The organism is Vreelandella sp. 162(4c), assembly GCF_058152265.1.
Genome location: NZ_CM176981.1, coordinates 2,815,114 through 2,833,372 on the forward strand (window position 1 = coordinate 2,815,114; position 18,259 = coordinate 2,833,372).

Here is an 18,259-nt window from a genome sequence, read left to right on the forward strand (position 1 = left end):
GAACAGCTATGACGACAATAATGGTCACCACCATGATTGCCCTGCTGCTGCTGGGCTTTCCAATGATGATTCCGCTGATTACCGCTGCGGTAATCGGCTTCTATATGATGTTTAACGGCTTCGGCCAGATGGATACGCTGATCCAGCAGATGATGGCGGGTATACGCCCAGCCTCACTTATTGCGGTTCCCATGTTTATCCTTGCCGCTGATATCATGACCCGCGGGCAGTCCGCTAACCGATTGATTGATATGGTGATGGCGTTTATCGGCCATATTAAAGGCGGCTTGGCGGTGAGCACGGCGGCTTCTTGTACGCTGTTTGGCGCCGTATCTGGCTCTACCCAGGCAACCGTGGTCGCTGTCGGTTCGCCGCTGCGTCCGAAAATGCTCAAAGCGGGCTACTCAGACTCTTTCACGCTGGCGCTGATTATCAATTCCAGCGATATTGCGTTTTTGATTCCGCCTAGTATCGGCATGATCATTTACGGGGTTATCTCGGGCACCTCTATCGGCGAGCTATTTATTGCCGGGATTGGGCCAGGGTTAATGATCCTGGTTATGTTCTCGATTTACTGCATTATCTACGCCATCGTTAAAGATGTACCTACTGAAGCAAAATCGAGCTGGAAAGAGCGCGCAGTAGCGGTTCAGCAGGCTCTTTGGCCGCTTGGCTTTCCGGTCATTATTGTCGGTGGTATTTACGGCGGTATCTTCAGCCCGACTGAAGCTGCTGCAGCTTGTGTGCTGTATGCCATTTTGCTTGAGTTTGTGGTCTTCCGCTCACTTAAGATGAACGACATTTATGCCATCGCCAAATCTACCGGCTTGATTACCGCCGTTGTCTTTATCCTGGTCGCGGTGGGTAATGGCTTCTCGTGGATCATTTCGTTTGCTCAGATTCCGCAAATGATTCTGGAGGCGGTGGGTGTCAACGAAGCTGGCCCCACGGGCGTATTGATTGCCATCTGTATCTCCTTCTTTGTGGCCTGTATGTTTGTTGATCCGATCGTGGTCATTCTGGTGCTAACGCCCATTTTCGCACCCGCCATTGCGGCGACAGGCCTGGATCCTGTGTTGGTGGGTATTTTGATTACCTTGCAGGTGGCGATAGGTTCGGCAACTCCGCCCTTTGGGTGCGATATTTTCACCGCTATTGCGATTTTCAAGCGCCCCTATTGGGATGTGATCAAAGGCACCCCGCCGTTTATTTTCATGCTGATTTTAGCGGCTGCACTGCTGATCATGTTCCCGCAAATTGCGCTGTTCCTGCGCGATGTCGCCTTCCGCTAAACAGCCACAAGGAGTACGCGAATGTTTAATCGCATTTTAGTCCCGGTGGATGGTTCAAAAGGCGCCTTAAGGGCGCTGGAAAAAGCGGTGGGTCTGCATATGCTAACCGGCGCTGAGCTCTATTTGCTGTGCGTGTTTAAACACCACAGCTTGCTGGAGGCCTCGCTCTCTATGGTGCGGCCCAACCAGCTGGATATCCCTGACGATGCGCTAAAAGAGTACGCCACCGAGATCGCTGTGCACGCAAAATCTCATGCGATTGAGCTTGGCGCTGACAGTGCTCGCGTGCGTGCTTTTGTGAAGGGCGGGCGACCCTCGCGCATTATTGTGCGCTTTGCCCGTAAGCGGGAGTGCGATCTGATCGTGATTGGTGCCCAGGGCACCAATGGCGAGAAGAACCCGCTGCTAGGCAGCGTTTCTCAACGGGTGGCGGGTGCAGCACACTGCCCCACGCTGGTGGTCTAAATCCGCTAAACCTCTCTCCCATTTTGTGGTCTTATTGGCGCCCACCTCCCCGAAGATGCAGCTCGGGGCGGTGGGTGTTAGTCTTTATATGACACTGATCGGCGTACGGCGCCGCTATAAAAAGGATCTTTCATGAAACAACTGCTCTCTACTACAGCTCTGACAGGTTTGCTTTTGGTTGCCCCTTTTGCCGCGGCAGCGCCCGAAACCGATGAACAGCGCTTGGCTTACAGCCTGGGTGTGACCCTGGGTGAAAGCATGCAGGCAGACATCGAAGACCTCGACTTGGATGCGTTCCACGACGGCATGAGCGATGTGTTTGAAGGTAATGACCTGGCGCTCAGTGAAGAAGAGATGACCGAAGCGTTGATGGCGTTCCAAGAGCAATCCATGCAAGCGCGTGAAGCGGAAGCTGAAGAGATGGCACAGAAAAACCTCGAAGAGGGCGAAGCTTTCCTAGCCGAGAACGCTGAGCGCGAAGAAGTGACCGTGACTGACTCTGGCCTGCAGTATGAAGTGCTTGAATCTGGCGATGGTGCCACGCCTGGCCCTGAAGATACCGTCGAAGTGAATTACGAAGGCATGCTGCTGGATGGCACCGTTTTCGATAGCTCTTTTGAGCGCGGTGAGTCCGTCAGCTTCCAGACCAATCAGGTGATCGAAGGCTGGCAGGAAGCGCTGCAGATGATGAGCGTTGGCGATAGCTGGATGCTCTATATCCCTGCGGATATTGCTTACGGCAAAAATGGTCAAGGGCCGATCGGGCCTAACGAAGTACTGACCTTCCGCGTTGAACTGCTAGGCGTCGAATAAGGGATGACTTCAACCCCCTCTTCTAACCTGCATTCTCTCGCTCAGGCACTGGTTTGCTTAGGTCTATGCACGCCGCTGCTAGCGCAGGCAGAGACGGACAGTGAGCCTGAGGATTTGCCCGCCCTGAGTGCTGCGAGTGAGCAGGCCAGCGTAGTGGGAGTATCGTCGGGCGGTTATATGGCGACCCAGCTAGCGGTGGCTTGGCCCGAGCGGTTTAGTGGCCTAGGTGTACTGGCAGCAGGGCCCTGGAGTTGCGCGCAGGGCTCGCTGAGTTTGGCGCTTAATCAATGCATGATGACCCGCCGTGGCGTGCCTTCGCTGGATGAATTGGAGGCTCGCCACCAGCGCTATATTGAGCTTGAACAGGTTGGCAGCACTGAGGCGCTTAGCCAGCTCAGGGCCTACTTATGGCACGGTGAAGAGGATGAAGTGGTTGAGCCACAGCTCGGCGACCTGCTTGCTGAGCAGTGGCAGCAGTGGCTTGCTTCGCCTGATCAGCTACGCGTTGCGCGCAGTGAAAATGCGGGACATGGCTGGCCGATACGCTTACCCAGTGAAGCGGCTCCCGGGCCCCAGGAGTGGGGCGATTGCCGACAGGGTGGCGGTAGTTTCCTGTTATCCTGCGATGACGATATTGCTGGAGAAATGCTGGATTGGCTCTACCCCGAACGAGCAGCCTCGGACGCTGGCGAGTCTAGTCGTGAGCCAGAGGATGAGCAAGGGGGCGAACTAGTCGCGTTTGATCAGTCAGAGTTTGCGGTCAAGGGCCTAGCGGACACCGGCTATGTGTTTATACCCGAAGGCTGTGATGCGGGGGAGTGCCCGGTAACGCTGGCGCTGCACGGCTGCCAAATGAACGCAGAGGCCATTGGCGATACGTTCATACGCTACACCGGGCTTAATGCCTGGGCGGCAGCGCATCAGCAAATCGTGCTCTATCCTCAGGCAGAAAGCAGTATGGCGAACCCCCAGGGCTGCTGGGATTGGTGGGGGTTTGCTGAAAGTACCTGGCAGTTAAGCCCCCAGCACGACACCCGTAGCGGTACCCAAATTGGCGCGCTGCTGGCGATGCTGGATCGTTTACAGGCGGCACCTGAACAAACCGATTAAGAAGAGACTTCGCTTAACCGTCTAGTTCGCTCTCTAATGCGGAGACTAAACCGTGCGGGGTCGGTGAGTAGAGCACTCGCTGCAGAATATCGCCCTCGCGATTAACCAAAAAGAGCGAGGCGCTGTGATCAATGGTGTAGTCCATTGCTGAATCCGGCGCTTCGACTTTCCGCCAGATCACCCCATAGCGTGAGGCGACATCCTCAAGCTGTTCCTGACTGCCCACCGCGCCGATAAACTCCTCGCCGAAAAAGCCCATGTACTCCTGCATGCGCGCGATGGTGTCGCGTTCGGGGTCAACGGTGACCATCACCGGCACTACACGCTCGCGCTGCTCCTCAGAGAGCTGGGCCAGGGCTTGACGCTTAACCGATTGGGTCATGGGACAAATGTCGGGACAGTAGGTGTAGCCAAAGGAGAGTATCGCGACTTGATCTTCATCTAACTGGGTTAACGAGAAATCACCCTGGGTAGAGGGCAGTTCAACTGGGCCTCCTACCGGTTCGCCCTCTTTGGGGGCGAAGGCATACTGATAGAGGCCTATACCGCTGACCACCAGTAAAGCCGCGACTAAACCGGTGCCTAGCCATAAGGGTTTCCTTGCCATATGCGTTAACTCCGAATTACGTCAAAATCGAACCAACTGCCTACCTTGCCTTCTGCGGTTTCCAGTATGACACGTGCACGCCAAGGCATAACGCTTTGAGTGCAAATCCCTACTTGGCCGTGACCTTGAAAATGGCCGGGTGCACCTGCGCTAAGGGCAAAACGGTGTAGCCCCAAATCCATATCTCGACCAATAAAATCTACCTCGACCTGGGTGGCCGTTACACCATCGACTTCCACTTCCAGTGGTAATATCTCTAGTGCATCGATTCGCCCATTTGCCTGAACCGCGAACGTGATGCGGCCCTTATCGCCCAAGGTGGCGGAGCAGGGCGCGGCATGCAGGTTGCAGCTTGATGTGGGTGGAAACCATGTCACATCACTGTCGCGGTGGAGCCAATGTGAAAAGGCATACCACGCGCAGGCCGCTAGCGCCAAGCCAGTGACCAATATCAGTACCCTTAAGGCAGGAAAGCCCGCTGAGTGTGCAGGTTTTGATGTCATCTTCATGGCAGAATAATCGCTACGCAAGCCGTGGGGCGGGGAATCATTGCCATGGTAACAGTAATCGCACCGATATCGCTGTGCTGGGATGTCGCAGGCAAAAGGGACATAAATGGAGAGTATCACTGGCGCTTTAGGCCCACTATTTCTGTTGATCTTACTGGGCGCCGTGCTTGGCTATTGGCGCTGGCCCAGCGACACCTTTTGGCCGCAGATGGAGCGGCTGATCTACTTTGTGCTGTTTCCCGCCATGCTGGTAAGCACCTTGGCCACTGCGGATGTAAGCCGAGTGCCGGTCGGCCGCTTGGCGCTGGTGCTGCTGGGCGCGATGGCGCTGTTTGGCTTGCTGCTCTGGCGTTTACGTGGCTGGCTACAGCTAACGCCTGCGGCGTTTACGTCGGTATTTCAAGGCGCGGTACGTTTTAATACCTATGTGGGCGTTGCTGGCGCCGCCGCGCTACACGGCAGCTTAGGAGCGACCACCGCAGCCGTCGCCGTGGCACTAATGGTGCCAGTAGTTAACGTGATGTGTGTGGCCAGCTTTGTCGCCGCTGGCACATTCGGCGGTGCTAGCGTAGGTAAAAGTGTGATGGCGCTGATTAAAAACCCATTGATCCTTGCCTGCTTGGCGGGCATTGGTCTGAACCTTACGAACGTTGGTTTGCCCGGCTGGAGTCAAGATACGGTAGAGCTACTGGGGCGTGCGGCGCTGCCGTTGGGGTTGGTGGCCGTGGGTGTGGCGCTGCGCCCAGCGGCACTGCTACGCATTGACCGCGGCGTGCTGGCCACCAATGGCGTTAAACTGCTGCTCATGCCCGCGCTGGTATTGGCATTCACCTGGATCTTGCAGCTGGATCCCGTAAGCCGCGACGTAGCGCTGCTGTTTGCAGCACTGCCCACCGCCACCTCGGCGTATATCCTAGCCCGTCAACTGGGTGGCGATGCCGAGTTGATGGCGGCGATCATTACGGGCCAAACCCTATTGGCCATGCTCACCCTGCCTTTTTGGCTGCAGCTGGTTAGTTGACAGCGAGGCTGCAAAGTTAAATAAAAAACATTCGCATTTGTATTGACGAGGTAAATGAGAACCATTACAGTGTGGTTGTCAGCGTTTGATGAGACGCTGACAACCAGGACAGCTGTTGATTTCAGAATCAGCGCCAGTTTACTGTCATGGTTTCTCCCTCTCATTGCTAGTCACGGTCTTTTTGCCGCTCCAATGGAGCGGCTTTCTTTTTTATGGGTTCCAGTTTCTTATTCATCTCCTGCGGGTGCGATCTTTGCTATCAGCAAGTGGTAATAAAAAATATTCGTATTTGTATTGACGCGGTAAATGAGAACTATTACATTGTGGTTGTCAGCGTTTGATGAGACGCTGGCAACCAGGACAGAAACCGCCAGTTTCCTGTCATGGTTTCTCCCTCTCATTGCTAGTCACGGTCTTTTTGCCGCTCCATTGGAGCGGCTTTCTTTTTTTAGCCCCTGCTACCCTCTCGCTTCCTATACTGCCTTTCGACTCCCGCTCCTCGCTTTCCGTCTCTTTGTAGTGGTTCAATAAAACCGGACACCAACGTAGGTGGTAATATTGCCACCATAAGCGAGGTGTCTGATGACCAAGAAACGACGTACTTTTTCGCCTGAATTTAAGCAGGAAGCTGCCAGCCTAGTACTAGATCAAGGGTACAGCTATCCCCAAGCTTGTACCTCGTTGGGTGTCGGTGAAAGCGCCCTCCGACGCTGGGTTCACCAGCTTGCGGACGAGCGTCAGGGAGTAACCCCTAAGGGCAAAGCGTTAACCCCAGAACAGCAGCGTATTCAGGAGCTTGAGGCTCGCTGCAAACGCCTTGAGATGGAAAAAACCATCCTAAAAAAGGCTACTGCTCTCTTGATGTCGGACGACATGAATCGTACGCGCTGATAGACCAGTTGAGTGAGCAAATGCCTGTTGAAATGGTCTGTAACGCGTTTGATATTAGCCGCTCCAGTTACTACGAGTACCGCCAGCGGCGGCACCGCGTGTATGTTGAGCGTCTGGCCTTAAAAGCTCAGGTAAACCGCCTTTTCAAAAAGAGTCGCAGCTCAGCTGGTAGCCGCTCGATCAAGGGTTTGCTCAACGAAGAAGGCGTCACCATTGGTCGTTTCAAGGTTCGGCGTTTGATGAGCGAAATGGGGTTGATCTGTAAGCAGCCGGGCCCTCATGCTTACAAGCAGGCGACCGTTGAGCGACCTGATATTGCGAACCATCTTGACCGCAAATTTATACCAGACCAGCCCAATCAGGTCTGGTGTGGTGACATCACTTATATCTGGAGTGGCCAGCGTTGGAGCTATCTTGCCGTTGTGTTGGATCTTTATGCTCGTCGTGTTGTTGGCTGGGCCATTTCGTCCAGCCCAGATGCAGATCTTGTTGTGAAAGCGCTGGATCACGCTTGGGAGCAACGTGGTCAGCCAAAGAGCGTCATGTTCCATTCCGATCAGGGTAGTCAGTATGCAAGCCGCAAGTTCCGCCAAAGACTTTGGCGCTATCGAATTAAACAAAGCATGAGCCGACGTGGCAACTGCTGGGACAACTCGCCGATGGAAAGGCTGTTCCGGAGCCTGAAATCGGAGTGGATACCGGCTTTGGGATATCGAAATCTACCTGAGGCCAAGAAAGACGTTAGTGGATATCTGATGGGTTACTACAACCAGCAGCGCCCTCATTCGTTTAACGGTGGCATGCCTCCCGTTGTGGCTGAGGAAAATCTTAAATTACTGTCCGGGATTAGTTGACCACTACACTTGTTTTAAAAACATGAATTTAAAAACGATGATTGCTGGCACGATGAGCCGGCTGACATAGCGTTATTGCTGTGGTGCGTTTTGGCGTCTACGTTTTATAAGTAGCCCCTAAAAGCGTTACTTGACATGGATACTAACGGAGGAGTTTGCCATGAACGATACACAAGACTTATTCCCTACTCGCTTGGAACGAAAGTTGGGAATGTTTGAACGCATCGATCCGGTGGTATACGGCGATGAGTCACAGCTTGCGAATGGCCCCTTAAGCAAATCAGAAATTGATGAGTACGAAAGAAAGGGATTTCTATCGTTTGAAGGATTTTTTGACGCTGATGACATGCAGGTTTTTCTTAAAGAACTGCGCGAATATGAAGACGATGCTGATCTGAAACTTTCAGAAGGCACTATTCTTGAACCTGGGCGTGAAGAGATTCGTACTATTTTCGGCATCCACGATGTTTCAAAACGCTTTCAGCGCTTGACCCAGGATCCCAAGCTATTGGCGATTGTTAAGCAACTTCTTGGCAGCGATGTATATATTCATCAGTCACGGATTAACTATAAACCAGGTTTTAAAGGCAAAGGGTTTGAGTGGCACTCCGACTTTGAAACATGGCATAGCGAAGACGGCATGCCACGTATGCGTGCGTTAAGTTGCTCCATCGTACTCACTGACAACGGTGAATTTAACGGCCCATTAATGTTGATCCCTGGCTCGCATCATTATTTTGTTCCGTGTGTCGGACGAACGCCGGAAAATAACTATAAAGAGTCGCTGAAAAGCCAAGAGGTGGGCGTGCCCCCAGCCAGTAGCCTTCGCGAGATAATGCTAGAAAACGATATCGAAGCTCCCAAGGGGCCTGCCGGTTCGCTGGTGATCTTTGAATGCAATACCATGCACGGCTCGAACATAAATATGTCTTGCTGGCCGAGAAGTAATCTGTTCTTTGTTTACAACAGTGTTGAAAACACGCTGCACGACCCTTACTGCGGTAACCGGCCCAGGCCGGAATTTCTAGCTAATCGTTCGGATTGGGAGCCGCTAAAACCGCTCAACGAGTAAAGCCCATGCGCATCGCCGTGTTTAGTGCTAAACCCTACGACCGCACTTTTCTTACACGCGCCAACTCGGGGCAACGCCACCACTTAAGCTTTTTTGAGGCGCGTTTAACTGAAGACACGGCGACCTTAGCCAACGGTTTTGACGCGATTTGCGCCTTCGTGAATGACTGCCTTGATGCCGCCGTGTTAGAGCAACTGCATAACGGTGGCACAAGATTAGTGGCGCTGCGTTCGGCGGGCTTCAACCATGTTGATTTGGCTGCCGCCGAACGGTTAGGCATCACAGTGGTACGGGTGCCTGCCTACTCCCCCCACGCAGTGGCAGAACACGCGGTCGCCCTAGTGCTGAGCCTTAATCGCATGACTTATCGCGCTTACAACCGTGTGCGGGAGGGCAATTTTGCCCTGGATGGCCTGCTGGGGTTCGACCTGCACGGTAAAACGGTAGGCATTATTGGAACTGGGCATATTGGGCTGATTTTTGCCGATATTATGCACGGCTTTGGTTGCCGGGTAGTGGCCAGCGACCCGTTTCCCAGCCCGGATGCTAAATCCTTTGTTGAGTACGTGCCGCTAGCAACGCTGTTTGCCAGCGCCGACATTATCTCGCTGCACTGCCCGTTGACGCCTGAGACTCACCATTTGATTGATGCCGATGCCATCGCGCAAATGAAGGAAGGCGTCATGCTGATCAAGGAAGGCGTCATGCTGATCAATACCGGCCGCGGAAGGGTGGTCGATACCCAAGCCGTCATAGCAGGCCTGAAAAGCGGCAAAATCGGCCGCTTAGGGCTGGATGTCTATGAAGAGGAAGAGCAGCTGTTCTTCGAAGACCTCTCTCAAGGCGTGATTAACGATGACCAGTTTATGCGCCTGACGACCTTCCATAATGTACTGATCACCGGACACCAAGCCTTCTTCACCGCCGAAGCGCTAACCAATATCGCCGAGACGACGTTGGCTAATATTGACGCTTTTGAACGCGGTAGCGGAACCCTTCATCGAGTGACTACCCCATAATTCACCTTCACTCATGGGGGCGTTAGCGTTTCATCCAAGCATTTAATTCATCTAAGAATGCTAGGCACTGGCTAAGTTGATCAATTTCTATGAACTCATCGGGCTTGTGGGCTTGGCGAATAGAGCCGGGCCCAACAATCACTGAGGGTATGCCGCCATCGATCTCGAACACGCCGCCTTCTGAGCCATAAGATACCTTGCCGCCACGCTCGGGAAGAATGGGTTCAAGCTTTTTGAACATATCGCTGTCGGTGGCGTCCCCCATGGCGGGGTAGGCAAATAGCTCTTGCCACTCAATGGCGGAATCGGCTGATTGGCGCTGCATTTCGGGGAGTAGGGCAGTCTCTATATCGCGGATCAGTGCTTGAATGTCCGTGGCGGCTGCTTCCTGATCAATGCTGCGTAGCTCAAAGATAAAGCTGCAGGTATCAGGGGTAACGTTGGTCGCCACACCGCCTTCTATTATGGTGGTCAGCGTTGTGGCGTGGGGGACGGTAAAGTCGTGGTCGAAGGGGCCATCTTGCTCATATCGTCGTGATCGCTCGGCGATCATGGTGATGATACGCGAGGCATACTCCACCGCATTGACGTGTTGAGGGGAGAACGATGAGTGGCCCCCTTCTCCGCGCACCGTCACCCGCATGGCGATTTTGCCCTTTTGGCCGTTGATCAGTTTCATTTCGCTGGGTTCACCGATAATCGCCAGAGCTGGTGGCACCTTGAGCTCGGCTAAGTGACGAGCAATGGCGGGGGCACCCAGGCAGCCTACTTCCTCATCATGAGAGAAGCAGAAATAGAAAGGTCGGTGTAGTTCGCCGTTGGCAAACGCCGGTGCCGCCGCCATAACGCAGGCTGCAAAGCCTTTCATATCGCAGGTACCACGACCAAACAAGCGGTTGCCGCGTTGCTCCATTTTGAAAGGGTCGCTCTGCCAGTTCTTCGGGTTGGCGGGTACGACGTCCGTATGACCAGAGAGGACGATGCCAGCTGCGTCGGCCGGCCCCAGGCGGGCGACTAAATTGGCCTTTTCGCCGCTCTCATCGGGCAGCACCGTCACATCCGCGCCAAGACTGGCGAAGAACCTCTCGATGTGATGAATAAGCTCGAGGTTGGAGTAAGCACTCGTTGTGTCGTAAGCGATAAGGTCGGTGAGGTGTGATATCGCGGCTTCCAACTGCGGGTGAGCGTTAGGCGTAGCACTAGCTTGCATAGCGTTAAATCCTTGGCAATAAGGGAATCTTTGGCTCAGACCTTGGCTTTTTTAAGCTGCTGACGAATTGTCACTACCACCACGAATATCGCCAGCGAAGCGAATAACCAGGTGATAGGCGACGACACCAGGATGCTTGGATCACCGCGAGAGAGCGCAAGGGCACGACGCAGGTTCTCTTCCAGCATCGGGCCAAGAATGAAGGCGATTAAAAAGGGGGCGGCGGGAATGGCGAACAGGAACATGAAAAAGCCAAATATGCCCATCGCTAGCAGTACGATGACGTCATACATACTGTTGGAGATCGAAAAAATACCGAATACGCACAGAGCAAGTACGATCGGCGCCATTAAGCCGGGGGGAATGCGCGAGATATGCGAGAAAAAGCGCATCGTTGCTTTACCAGCACCAAACAGCAAAACAGAAGAGAACAACATGCCAATAAACAGCATGTAAACCTCATGAAGGTTGTTCTCAAATAGCATAGGGCCTGGGGTCATGCCGTGAATCATAAAGGCGCCCAGCATCACGCCCGTAATCACATCGCCCGGCACGCCCAGTGCTAACAAAGGGATCATGGTGGAGCCACAGCAACCATTATTAGCGGACTCTGATGCTGCGATCCCTTCTAGTTCGCCCTTACCAAAGTTCTCGCGATTCTTTGAGCTACGCTGTGCTTCCCCGTAGGAGGAGAAAGCCGCCGCCGAAGGCCCTATGCCGGGAATGGCCCCCATCACAACACCAATCATGCTGCCTTTGAGCATTGCCTTTAAGGATCGGCGCAGCTCGTCTCGCGTTACGCGGTTATCGCCCAACTGCATGGGCTTATGGCTTTGATTGTTACGAAAGACAATAATTTTAAGCAGCTCTGGGATCGCAAACAGACCAATGAGTACGGGGGCAACGGCAAGACCGCTCTGCATATCCACGGTTAGATCAAAGCGGAACGAGCCGTACATATCTTCGCCCACTGTGGCTAGTAGTAGCCCTAAGCACGCCGATACAAGCCCAAGCAGCAGCGAGCGCCCTGACACCCCAGCGACGGTGGTAAGTGCGAAAATCATCAACATAAAGTATTCGGGTGGCCCAATACGCAGCGCAAGTAGCGCCAGTGGCGCGGCAATAAAAATCAGCGAAAGATTGGAAATAAAATCCCCGGTACAGGAGGAATAGAGCGCCATGTTGAGGGCTTTGCCTGCCTTGCCTTGCTGGGCCAATGGGTAGCCATCAAGGGTGGTGCAGGCAGCCGAAGCAGTGCCTGGCGTTTTGATCAATATCGCGGATACCGAACCGCCGTAGGTCGAGCCTTTGTACAGTGCGACGAGTAACAAAATGCTCGGAATCGGCTGCATATAAAAAGTAAAGGGCAGCGCCAGCGTCACCGCCATGGTGCCGGTCATGCCTGGAATAGCGCCGATAATCACGCCGCCCCAAATACCGGCGGCCATGATCAGAAAGTTCTCAATGGTGGCAACCGCCTGGAAGGCAACCAGCAGGTCGTTGAGCATAGTGGTCAGTCCTATACGCGGTAAGTTAAATACCGATAGCCTTGAAAAGGCTGCCGACAGGGAAACGCGTATTGAGTGCGCTGGAGAAAAACAGGTAGAGGACCAGTGGGAGTGCAACGGCAACGATGGCCGCCACCACTTTGTGGCGCCAATAACCCGTCAATATCAGCATCGCCATTAACAGCAGAATGCTCGATAGCAAAAAACCGAGCAGCATCACTGAACCGATAAAGAGCGCAAAGGCGAGTACCGTCCAGCCGAAGCGGGTGAGCAGCGTGACAAGTGGCGTGTCACCGCGGATGGTGCTGGCATCTTCAGGGTCAGCGATTACTTCGGTTTTGCGTGAAAAAGAAAGCCCGACGAGCAGTATGCCCAGTGCCATGCCGAGCATGGATACCGTGCGTGGCCACATATCAGGCGGTGGCGCGAACCCTGGAATAAAGCGCGGGCGGGGCACATAGGCGGGTATCAGTAAAAACAGCACGATACCGAACAGCACCGTAATAACTAAACCGCGTGTTATACCCATGACCCCTCCAGTGATGAAATGATGTATGCAGTGACGACAACGTGGTGCCTAACGCTGACTCACTCTAGATAGCCAAACTGTTCCGCTAAGGTGCGATAAAACTCATACTGCTCTTTTGCGTAGGTCTCCATATCGACGCTGCCAATAGTGGAAATTGAGCCACGATCGTCAGCACGACTGAGCCACATTTCATCTTCAGCCACCTGCTCCATTACCTCTGCCCAGGTATTCATGACCTCTTCAGGTAAATCTGGCGGGCCATACAGCGCGCTCCACCCCATCACCTGGCCAGCCAACTCATAACCCAACTCTTCAGCCGTCGGCACGTCCGGTAGTGCTTCCATGCGCTCTGGTGAGAACACCATTAACGGACGCATGTCACCGCTCTCGATATGCGGCATCAGAGAGGCTGCCGCGATGGCGAGAAAATCAACATGCCCACCCAGTAATGCTGTTGCGAGTTCGCCGCCCCCACGGTAGGGAATCAACGTAGCCGCCGTCAGCGGATCCATTTTCGCGTCAGCCAGTAGCGACTGCACCGTAAAGCCATCAATGGCGGTGGCGCCGGAAGCGGCGTAGCTCATCGCACCAGGGTCGTTTTCGATGCCTTCCAGTAAATCCTCAACGCTTTCATAGGGAGAGTCTTCAGCCACGGCAAGAATCATCGGTGTGGCTTCAAGCGGGCTGATGAAGGTGTACTCATCCCAATCAACACTGCTGTTTTCGTTGACCGCCGGTGATAGAGCCATGCCGACGCGGGCTAACAGCAGGGTGTAACCATCGGCGTCAGCTTGTGTCACATCGCGAGCGCCGGTCATTCCACCTGCGCCAGCTTGATTGACGACCGTGACAGGCTGTCCTAAATATTCGCGAGCCGACTCCGCTAGCGCCCGACCGGCCAGATCGGAGGCGCCGCCTGGGCCATAAGGGATTACCAGTGTGACGGGTTCGGAAGGGTAGCTCTGAGCATAGGCGGTGGAGGCAGCGAGCAGCGTTGCTGCCGCTAAGCTTAAGGTGAGTTTCATACTTATCTCCGCAATCGTTGTTGCATAGCTTTCATGGAGTGGATTTATTAATAGCATTTTTGAACCCAGCGCTTTTAACATAGACAGGTATGAAATTTGTTGCAACAATTCGATTTAGTATTCGATTTTGTTCTAGTGGTGAGCCAAAGTTGCAAGCTTATTGTTTATAAACGTTGTTTTTATTCGCTGTTTATTGAGTAAAAGACTTCTTGAGTGGGATTAACACCATGAAAATAAAAGAAATTGAAGCTTTTGATGCATTCATGAAGCATGGCACCACGAAAGCGGCTGCAGAAACGTTAGGAATCAGCCAGTCAATGGTAAGTCGTTTGCTCATCGGGTTAGAGGACGAGCTGGGTTTTGCTTTGTTCAAACGTGCCCGCAATCAGCTTTCGCCAACGTCAGAAGCGTTTTTATACCACGCGTCCGTTTTACGGCTAATGGCGAGTATTCGAGATACTCAAAAAGACGCGGATGCTATTGCTAATAACCAATTGGGCAGTGTCGTAGTCGCTGCACAACCCATTTTTTGCGATACCTTTTTACTCGATGTCATTAAGCGCTTTAAACAAAATCACCCTAATGTAGGCGTTCGGGTCATCGATGCCGGGTTGCAAGAGTTGCTTAAAATGATCGACAACAATACCTGTGATGTGGCGCTGGGAATAACGCTTGAAGCAGACACTTATGGAGCAACGGTTAGTAGTCTTGCACGCTGTTCTGCCAGGTGCATCATGCATCGTACGCACCCCCTTGCTAAGCAAGATGTGGTGGCGCTTACTAGCTTACAAAACCAGACATTCGTAGAGCTGATGGCGGATAGTCCTCTGCGTGCCCGCGTGGATTACATTATGCAGACAGTGGATATAAAGCGGCATATTGCCGCTGAAATGCGCCATATGCGGGGGGTGTGCGCATTAGTTGATCGCGGACTTGGGGTCGCAGTGATTGATCCCATTGCAGAACTGCTGTTGCAGGGAACAGCCGTTGTATCAAAGCCTATGGAGCCAACCATTGAGTGGGAAATTGCCTTACTTAAATCTAAACACAAGCCGTTAAGTAATGTGGCTGAATCCTTCTGCGAAGAGATATACGCTGAAATCGATAGCTTGCATCAAATGGGAATACTAACTTCACTAAAATAAAACAGTAACGACAAACATATGACTTAACAGGAGACCGCCCCATGCAGCTCTATTTAAATACCTCTTCTCCCTATGCACGTGTTGTGCGCGTGTGTCTCTATGAAAAGCAGCTGATCGAGCGCACTGAGCTTTGCTGGTGTGACCCTTGGGCGGCGGATAGCGAGCTTGTACAGATTACGCCGCTTAGCCGTATTCCAACGCTGGTAACCGATGAAGGAGACGTCATCACCGAGTCGTTGTTGATTGCTCACTATCTGGATGCAGTGGGTGAAGGGCCATCTCTGATGCCCAGTAAAGCACTAGCTGAAACCCTGGTGCTGGCAGGGTTGGGGCAGGGCTTGATGGACGCCGCTTTCAACGTGGTGATCGGCCGTAAGTATGCTGGTAATGAAGTGGATACGACGCTGTTGGGGCAGCGCCGTTTAAAAGCGATCGAACGCACCTTGATAACACTCAATGCCCACCCCAGCGTGCTAGCGGGCAGTGCCCAGCGCACCCTAGGGGCGATTACCGTTGCCGTTGCGCTGGCGTATATCAGCTTCCGCTTACCAGCCTTTGATTGGCAAAACCGCTACCCGACGCTACACGCCTGGCAGGCGAAGGTGGTGGAGGGTGAGAGCTTCGCGCTGACTGAATTTGAGTAGGAACCCACTATTTCAGATAGCGCATAAAGACTAGGCCATCGCGAGGTGGAGACAGCCCGTAGATTCACCCCTCCCGGCGATAGATCAAATCCCAAACCCCATGGCCGAGTTTCTCGCCGCGGGCTTCAAACTTGGTCAATGGGCGGAACGCCGGGCGCGGCACATACGGGGCGGTTTCCGCGCTGGCGGTATTGGCATAGCCGGGGGCCGCTTCCATTACCTCGGCCATCCACTCTGCGTAGGCTTCCCAGTCGGTGGCCATATGGAAGGTGCCGCCAGGCATCAGGCGAGTGCGAATCAGCTCAACAAAGGCAGGCTGCACGATGCGCCGTTTGTGGTGCTTCTTCTTCGGCCAAGGGTCGGGGAAGAACAGCTGCAGCGTGGTTAGCGAGCCTTCGGGAAGGCACTGTTCGAGCACTGCCAGGGCGTCCTCGCGGTAAACGCGCAGGTTGGTGAGACCACGCTTATCGACTTCATCGAGCAGTTTGCCAACGCCAGGGGCGTGGACTTCAATGCCGATAAAGTCGGTGTCTGGATGAGTCTCGGCCTGTTCTATCAGCGAGTTGCCCATGCCAAAGCCGATTTCTACTACCCGCGGTGCCTGACGGCCAAACAGGACGTCCAAGTCTTGACGACCATCGGCGATGGTCAGGCCAAAACGCGGCCAGATATCTTCTAAGCCACGGTTCTGGGCCTGGGTCATACGACCCGCGCGGATCACGTAGCTTTTAATGCCGCGGCGGTGCAGCGGTGCATCCGTACCTTCCGGGCCTGTGGTGGCGTTGCTTTCGGGCGCGGTGTGACTTTCTGGTACGGTATCGTTGGGTTCAGTCATGGGGTCTCGAATCAATTAACCGTTAATACGGCCAGCGAAAGGTGAAGAAGGATCGGCGGATTGGCGGCGCGGCATACGGCCTGCTAAAAACGCATCCCGGCCGGCCTCCACGGCCAGCTTCATGGCGTTGGCCATGCGTAGCGGCTCGCGGGCGTGGGCAATGGCCGTATTGAGCAGCACGCCATCACAGCCTAGCTCCATGGCCATGGCAGCATCAGAAGCGGTGCCAATGCCCGCATCCACGAGTACCGGTACGTTGCTCTGTTCCACAATCAAGCGCACGTTGTGTGGGTTCTGAATGCCATGGCCCGAACCAATCAGTGAGCCCAGCGGCATGATGGCGCAGCAACCCATAGCTTCTAATTCGCGTGCCACAATAGGATCGTCGCTGGTGTACACCATGACGTCAAAGCCATCGGCGAGCAGCGTTTCAGCGGCTTTTAGCGTCTCGACCACATTGGGGTAAAGCGTATGATCGTCGCCGAGCACTTCCAGCTTGACCAGGTTATGACCGTCGAGCAGCTCGCGGGCCAGACGGCAGGTGCGCACCGCATCTTTAGCGGTGTAGCAACCGGCGGTATTGGGCAGCAGGGTGTAGCGATCGGGGGAAATAGCGTCTAACAGGTTGGGCGCATCGGCATCCTGGCCTAAATTAGTACGGCGTACCGCAAAGGTCACAATTTCAGCGCCACTTTGGGCAATGGCGGCGCCGGTTTCGGTAAAGTCTTTGTACTTGCCTGTGCCCACCAGCAGGCGCGATTGAAAATCGCGTCCGGCGATGGTTAGCGGAGTATCGGCTAGCGCTACATGCGTTTGTTGGGTCATAGTGTTTCCTCTAGCCGCCGCCAATCGCGTGGACAACTTCTACGTGGTCGCCATCGACCAGGCGGGTGTCGGCGTGCTGGCTGCGGGGGACGATCTCTTCGTTAATTTCGACGGCGATACGACGACCGCTAAGGCCCAGCTGTTCAACTAAGTCAGCGGCGGTTAGGCCGGTCGACAGCGTATGGGGTTCACCGTTTAGACGTATCTGGATAGACATAGATAGGCGTGTCTCATTCGTCGTGGTAGTTCGTTCTCTAAGGCATTCTCTATTGTAGCGGTTTCACACCGCGCAAGGTAAGCCGTAGGTGCAAACAGCGTGATGTATGCCAACCATAATAGGAGTAGGAGAGCAGCGTGCAGCGAACAGATAAAGTGTGGTGGTGTATAGCGGCCCTTTCAGGCGCCATACTGGTGATGCTAGGCGCCTATGCAGCCCATGGTTTGGCGGCGCGCACCACAGAAACGATGGTGAGTGCCGTTGAAACCGGCGTGCGCTACCAAGCATGGCATACGCTTGCCATCATGATAGTGCTTGTATGGCGTCAAGTGCAGCCGCTTGCCGGTCAGCGTTGGGTGCTGGTGCTGTGGGCACTAGGCACGGTGTGCTTTTCGGGCTCGCTCTACCTGATGGCACTGGCAGGACTGAATCTTGGCATTGTCACTCCCATTGGCGGGCTGTTGTTGATGGCCGGTTGGCTGGCGCTTGGGGTGATAGCGTTATTATGCAGCCGCACTTAACAGATAAGGGCTATTCGCGCAGAGCAGTTAGATTAAAAGATATAAAACAACCACAGTACCAACGCCTGCCATACCTATCGCGTCCAGGGTCTCAATCACCTCGCCCCGTAAAGGGTAAAGAAGGCTACACATAGCTGTGCTTGTATT

General features: G+C 54.0%; 20 protein-coding genes. 11 read left to right on the top strand and 9 right to left on the bottom strand.

Features of this window, described 5'->3' with window-relative positions; genetic code table 11:
• Window positions 1–8 precede the first annotated feature (8 nt).
• The 4 genes from AC4EYZ_RS12985 to AC4EYZ_RS13000 all read left to right on the top strand — a co-directional run bounded on the left by AC4EYZ_RS12985 (window position 9) and on the right by AC4EYZ_RS13000 (window position 3,680).
• Window positions 9–1,292: a TRAP transporter large permease gene (locus AC4EYZ_RS12985; protein ID WP_022521255.1), complete on the top strand. Its 1,284-nt coding sequence runs from the start codon at window positions 9–11 to the stop codon at window positions 1,290–1,292.
• Window positions 1,293–1,313: 21 nt separating this feature from the next.
• Entirely contained in the window at window positions 1,314–1,757 is a 444-nt protein-coding gene (locus AC4EYZ_RS12990; RefSeq protein ID WP_022521256.1) for a universal stress protein, read from the top strand.
• A gap of 132 nt (window positions 1,758–1,889) precedes the next feature.
• Window positions 1,890–2,570 (top strand): BamJ family beta-barrel-assembly machinery protein, encoded by a 681-nt coding sequence (bamJ, locus tag AC4EYZ_RS12995; protein WP_009286218.1) that lies wholly within the window; start codon window positions 1,890–1,892, stop codon window positions 2,568–2,570.
• 3 nt (window positions 2,571–2,573) lie between these two features.
• Window positions 2,574–3,680 (top strand): alpha/beta hydrolase family protein, encoded by a 1,107-nt coding sequence (locus AC4EYZ_RS13000; protein ID WP_138799524.1) that lies wholly within the window; start codon window positions 2,574–2,576, stop codon window positions 3,678–3,680.
• Between the two features lie 13 nt (window positions 3,681–3,693).
• Here AC4EYZ_RS13000 and AC4EYZ_RS13005 read toward each other — a convergent pair whose 3' ends face one another.
• Window positions 3,694–4,287, bottom strand: a complete 594-nt coding sequence (locus AC4EYZ_RS13005; RefSeq protein WP_022521260.1) for an SCO family protein — start codon at window positions 4,285–4,287, stop codon at window positions 3,694–3,696.
• Window positions 4,288–4,292: 5 nt separating this feature from the next.
• Window positions 4,293–4,796 (bottom strand): hypothetical protein, encoded by a 504-nt coding sequence (locus AC4EYZ_RS13010; protein ID WP_039857676.1) that lies wholly within the window; start codon window positions 4,794–4,796, stop codon window positions 4,293–4,295.
• A 106-nt stretch (window positions 4,797–4,902) separates the two neighbouring features.
• Here AC4EYZ_RS13010 and AC4EYZ_RS13015 point away from each other — a divergent pair, with 106 nt between their 5' ends.
• From AC4EYZ_RS13015 to AC4EYZ_RS13030, 4 genes are all read left to right on the top strand, one after another.
• Complete coding sequence (locus AC4EYZ_RS13015; protein WP_474192891.1) at window positions 4,903–5,817, top strand: AEC family transporter; 915 nt, start codon at window positions 4,903–4,905, stop codon at window positions 5,815–5,817.
• Window positions 5,818–6,399: 582 nt separating this feature from the next.
• A protein-coding gene (locus AC4EYZ_RS13020; protein ID WP_490203814.1) for an IS3 family transposase occupies window positions 6,400–7,562 on the top strand; the annotation gives its coding sequence in 2 pieces (ribosomal slippage) (window positions 6,400–6,655 and window positions 6,655–7,562; 1,164 coding nt in all).
• A gap of 160 nt (window positions 7,563–7,722) precedes the next feature.
• Window positions 7,723–8,634: an ectoine hydroxylase gene (thpD, locus tag AC4EYZ_RS13025; RefSeq protein WP_141440350.1), complete on the top strand. Its 912-nt coding sequence runs from the start codon at window positions 7,723–7,725 to the stop codon at window positions 8,632–8,634.
• 5 nt (window positions 8,635–8,639) lie between these two features.
• Entirely contained in the window at window positions 8,640–9,653 is a 1,014-nt protein-coding gene (locus AC4EYZ_RS13030; RefSeq protein WP_474191739.1) for a 2-hydroxyacid dehydrogenase, read from the top strand.
• A 22-nt stretch (window positions 9,654–9,675) separates the two neighbouring features.
• Here the strand turns inward: AC4EYZ_RS13030 and argE are convergent, their stop codons facing one another.
• The 4 genes from argE to AC4EYZ_RS13050 are packed head-to-tail and all read right to left on the bottom strand — an operon-like array spanning window position 9,676 to window position 13,925.
• Window positions 9,676–10,863, bottom strand: coding sequence for an acetylornithine deacetylase (gene argE / locus AC4EYZ_RS13035; RefSeq protein WP_141440352.1), 1,188 nt, complete (start codon window positions 10,861–10,863; stop codon window positions 9,676–9,678).
• Between the two features lie 35 nt (window positions 10,864–10,898).
• Window positions 10,899–12,371, bottom strand: coding sequence for a tripartite tricarboxylate transporter permease (locus tag AC4EYZ_RS13040; protein WP_039857670.1), 1,473 nt, complete (start codon window positions 12,369–12,371; stop codon window positions 10,899–10,901).
• A gap of 25 nt (window positions 12,372–12,396) precedes the next feature.
• Window positions 12,397–12,900: a tripartite tricarboxylate transporter TctB family protein gene (locus AC4EYZ_RS13045; RefSeq protein ID WP_474191738.1), complete on the bottom strand. Its 504-nt coding sequence runs from the start codon at window positions 12,898–12,900 to the stop codon at window positions 12,397–12,399.
• A gap of 59 nt (window positions 12,901–12,959) precedes the next feature.
• Window positions 12,960–13,925, bottom strand: a complete 966-nt coding sequence (locus tag AC4EYZ_RS13050) for a Bug family tripartite tricarboxylate transporter substrate binding protein (protein WP_174788340.1) — start codon at window positions 13,923–13,925, stop codon at window positions 12,960–12,962.
• 227 nt (window positions 13,926–14,152) lie between these two features.
• Between AC4EYZ_RS13050 and AC4EYZ_RS13055 the strand changes: the two genes are divergently transcribed.
• On the top strand, window positions 14,153–15,070 hold the full coding sequence (locus AC4EYZ_RS13055) for a LysR family transcriptional regulator (protein WP_039857665.1): 918 nt from the start codon (window positions 14,153–14,155) through the stop codon (window positions 15,068–15,070).
• A 41-nt stretch (window positions 15,071–15,111) separates the two neighbouring features.
• A complete protein-coding gene (locus AC4EYZ_RS13060; protein ID WP_474191737.1) occupies window positions 15,112–15,714 on the top strand; it encodes a glutathione S-transferase N-terminal domain-containing protein in 603 nt (200 codons plus the stop codon).
• 64 nt (window positions 15,715–15,778) lie between these two features.
• Here AC4EYZ_RS13060 and trmB read toward each other — a convergent pair whose 3' ends face one another.
• From trmB to thiS, 3 genes are read right to left on the bottom strand one after another with little or no spacing between them, the layout of a single operon-like run.
• Window positions 15,779–16,549, bottom strand: a complete 771-nt coding sequence (gene trmB, locus AC4EYZ_RS13065; RefSeq protein WP_400669676.1) for a tRNA (guanosine(46)-N7)-methyltransferase TrmB — start codon at window positions 16,547–16,549, stop codon at window positions 15,779–15,781.
• A gap of 15 nt (window positions 16,550–16,564) precedes the next feature.
• On the bottom strand, window positions 16,565–17,374 hold the full coding sequence (locus AC4EYZ_RS13070) for a thiazole synthase (protein ID WP_474191736.1): 810 nt from the start codon (window positions 17,372–17,374) through the stop codon (window positions 16,565–16,567).
• Window positions 17,375–17,384: 10 nt separating this feature from the next.
• Window positions 17,385–17,591, bottom strand: a complete 207-nt coding sequence (thiS, locus tag AC4EYZ_RS13075; protein WP_022521266.1) for a sulfur carrier protein ThiS — start codon at window positions 17,589–17,591, stop codon at window positions 17,385–17,387.
• Window positions 17,592–17,728: 137 nt separating this feature from the next.
• Between thiS and AC4EYZ_RS13080 the strand changes: the two genes are divergently transcribed.
• Window positions 17,729–18,112, top strand: a complete 384-nt coding sequence (locus AC4EYZ_RS13080; protein ID WP_474191735.1) for a DUF423 domain-containing protein — start codon at window positions 17,729–17,731, stop codon at window positions 18,110–18,112.
• The last annotated feature ends 147 nt before the right edge of the window (window positions 18,113–18,259 follow it).

Excerpts from the sequence above, each read along its gene's own strand:
- AC4EYZ_RS12985 (WP_022521255.1), top strand. The coding sequence starts at position 9 with ATGACGACAATAATGGTCACCACCATGATTGCCCTGCTGCTGCTGGGC.
- AC4EYZ_RS12990 (WP_022521256.1), top strand. The coding sequence starts at position 1,314 with ATGTTTAATCGCATTTTAGTCCCGGTGGATGGTTCAAAAGGCGCCTTA.
- bamJ (WP_009286218.1), top strand. The coding sequence starts at position 1,890 with ATGAAACAACTGCTCTCTACTACAGCTCTGACAGGTTTGCTTTTGGTT.
- AC4EYZ_RS13000 (WP_138799524.1), top strand. The coding sequence starts at position 2,574 with ATGACTTCAACCCCCTCTTCTAACCTGCATTCTCTCGCTCAGGCACTG.
- AC4EYZ_RS13005 (WP_022521260.1), bottom strand. The coding sequence starts at position 4,287 with ATGGCAAGGAAACCCTTATGGCTAGGCACCGGTTTAGTCGCGGCTTTA.
- AC4EYZ_RS13010 (WP_039857676.1), bottom strand. The coding sequence starts at position 4,796 with ATGAAGATGACATCAAAACCTGCACACTCAGCGGGCTTTCCTGCCTTA.
- AC4EYZ_RS13015 (WP_474192891.1), top strand. The coding sequence starts at position 4,903 with ATGGAGAGTATCACTGGCGCTTTAGGCCCACTATTTCTGTTGATCTTA.
- thpD (WP_141440350.1), top strand. The coding sequence starts at position 7,723 with ATGAACGATACACAAGACTTATTCCCTACTCGCTTGGAACGAAAGTTG.
- AC4EYZ_RS13030 (WP_474191739.1), top strand. The coding sequence starts at position 8,640 with ATGCGCATCGCCGTGTTTAGTGCTAAACCCTACGACCGCACTTTTCTT.
- argE (WP_141440352.1), bottom strand. The coding sequence starts at position 10,863 with ATGCAAGCTAGTGCTACGCCTAACGCTCACCCGCAGTTGGAAGCCGCG.
- AC4EYZ_RS13040 (WP_039857670.1), bottom strand. The coding sequence starts at position 12,371 with ATGCTCAACGACCTGCTGGTTGCCTTCCAGGCGGTTGCCACCATTGAG.
- AC4EYZ_RS13045 (WP_474191738.1), bottom strand. The coding sequence starts at position 12,900 with ATGGGTATAACACGCGGTTTAGTTATTACGGTGCTGTTCGGTATCGTG.
- AC4EYZ_RS13050 (WP_174788340.1), bottom strand. The coding sequence starts at position 13,925 with ATGAAACTCACCTTAAGCTTAGCGGCAGCAACGCTGCTCGCTGCCTCC.
- AC4EYZ_RS13055 (WP_039857665.1), top strand. The coding sequence starts at position 14,153 with ATGAAAATAAAAGAAATTGAAGCTTTTGATGCATTCATGAAGCATGGC.
- AC4EYZ_RS13060 (WP_474191737.1), top strand. The coding sequence starts at position 15,112 with ATGCAGCTCTATTTAAATACCTCTTCTCCCTATGCACGTGTTGTGCGC.
- trmB (WP_400669676.1), bottom strand. The coding sequence starts at position 16,549 with ATGACTGAACCCAACGATACCGTACCAGAAAGTCACACCGCGCCCGAA.
- AC4EYZ_RS13070 (WP_474191736.1), bottom strand. The coding sequence starts at position 17,374 with ATGACCCAACAAACGCATGTAGCGCTAGCCGATACTCCGCTAACCATC.
- thiS (WP_022521266.1), bottom strand. The coding sequence starts at position 17,591 with ATGTCTATCCAGATACGTCTAAACGGTGAACCCCATACGCTGTCGACC.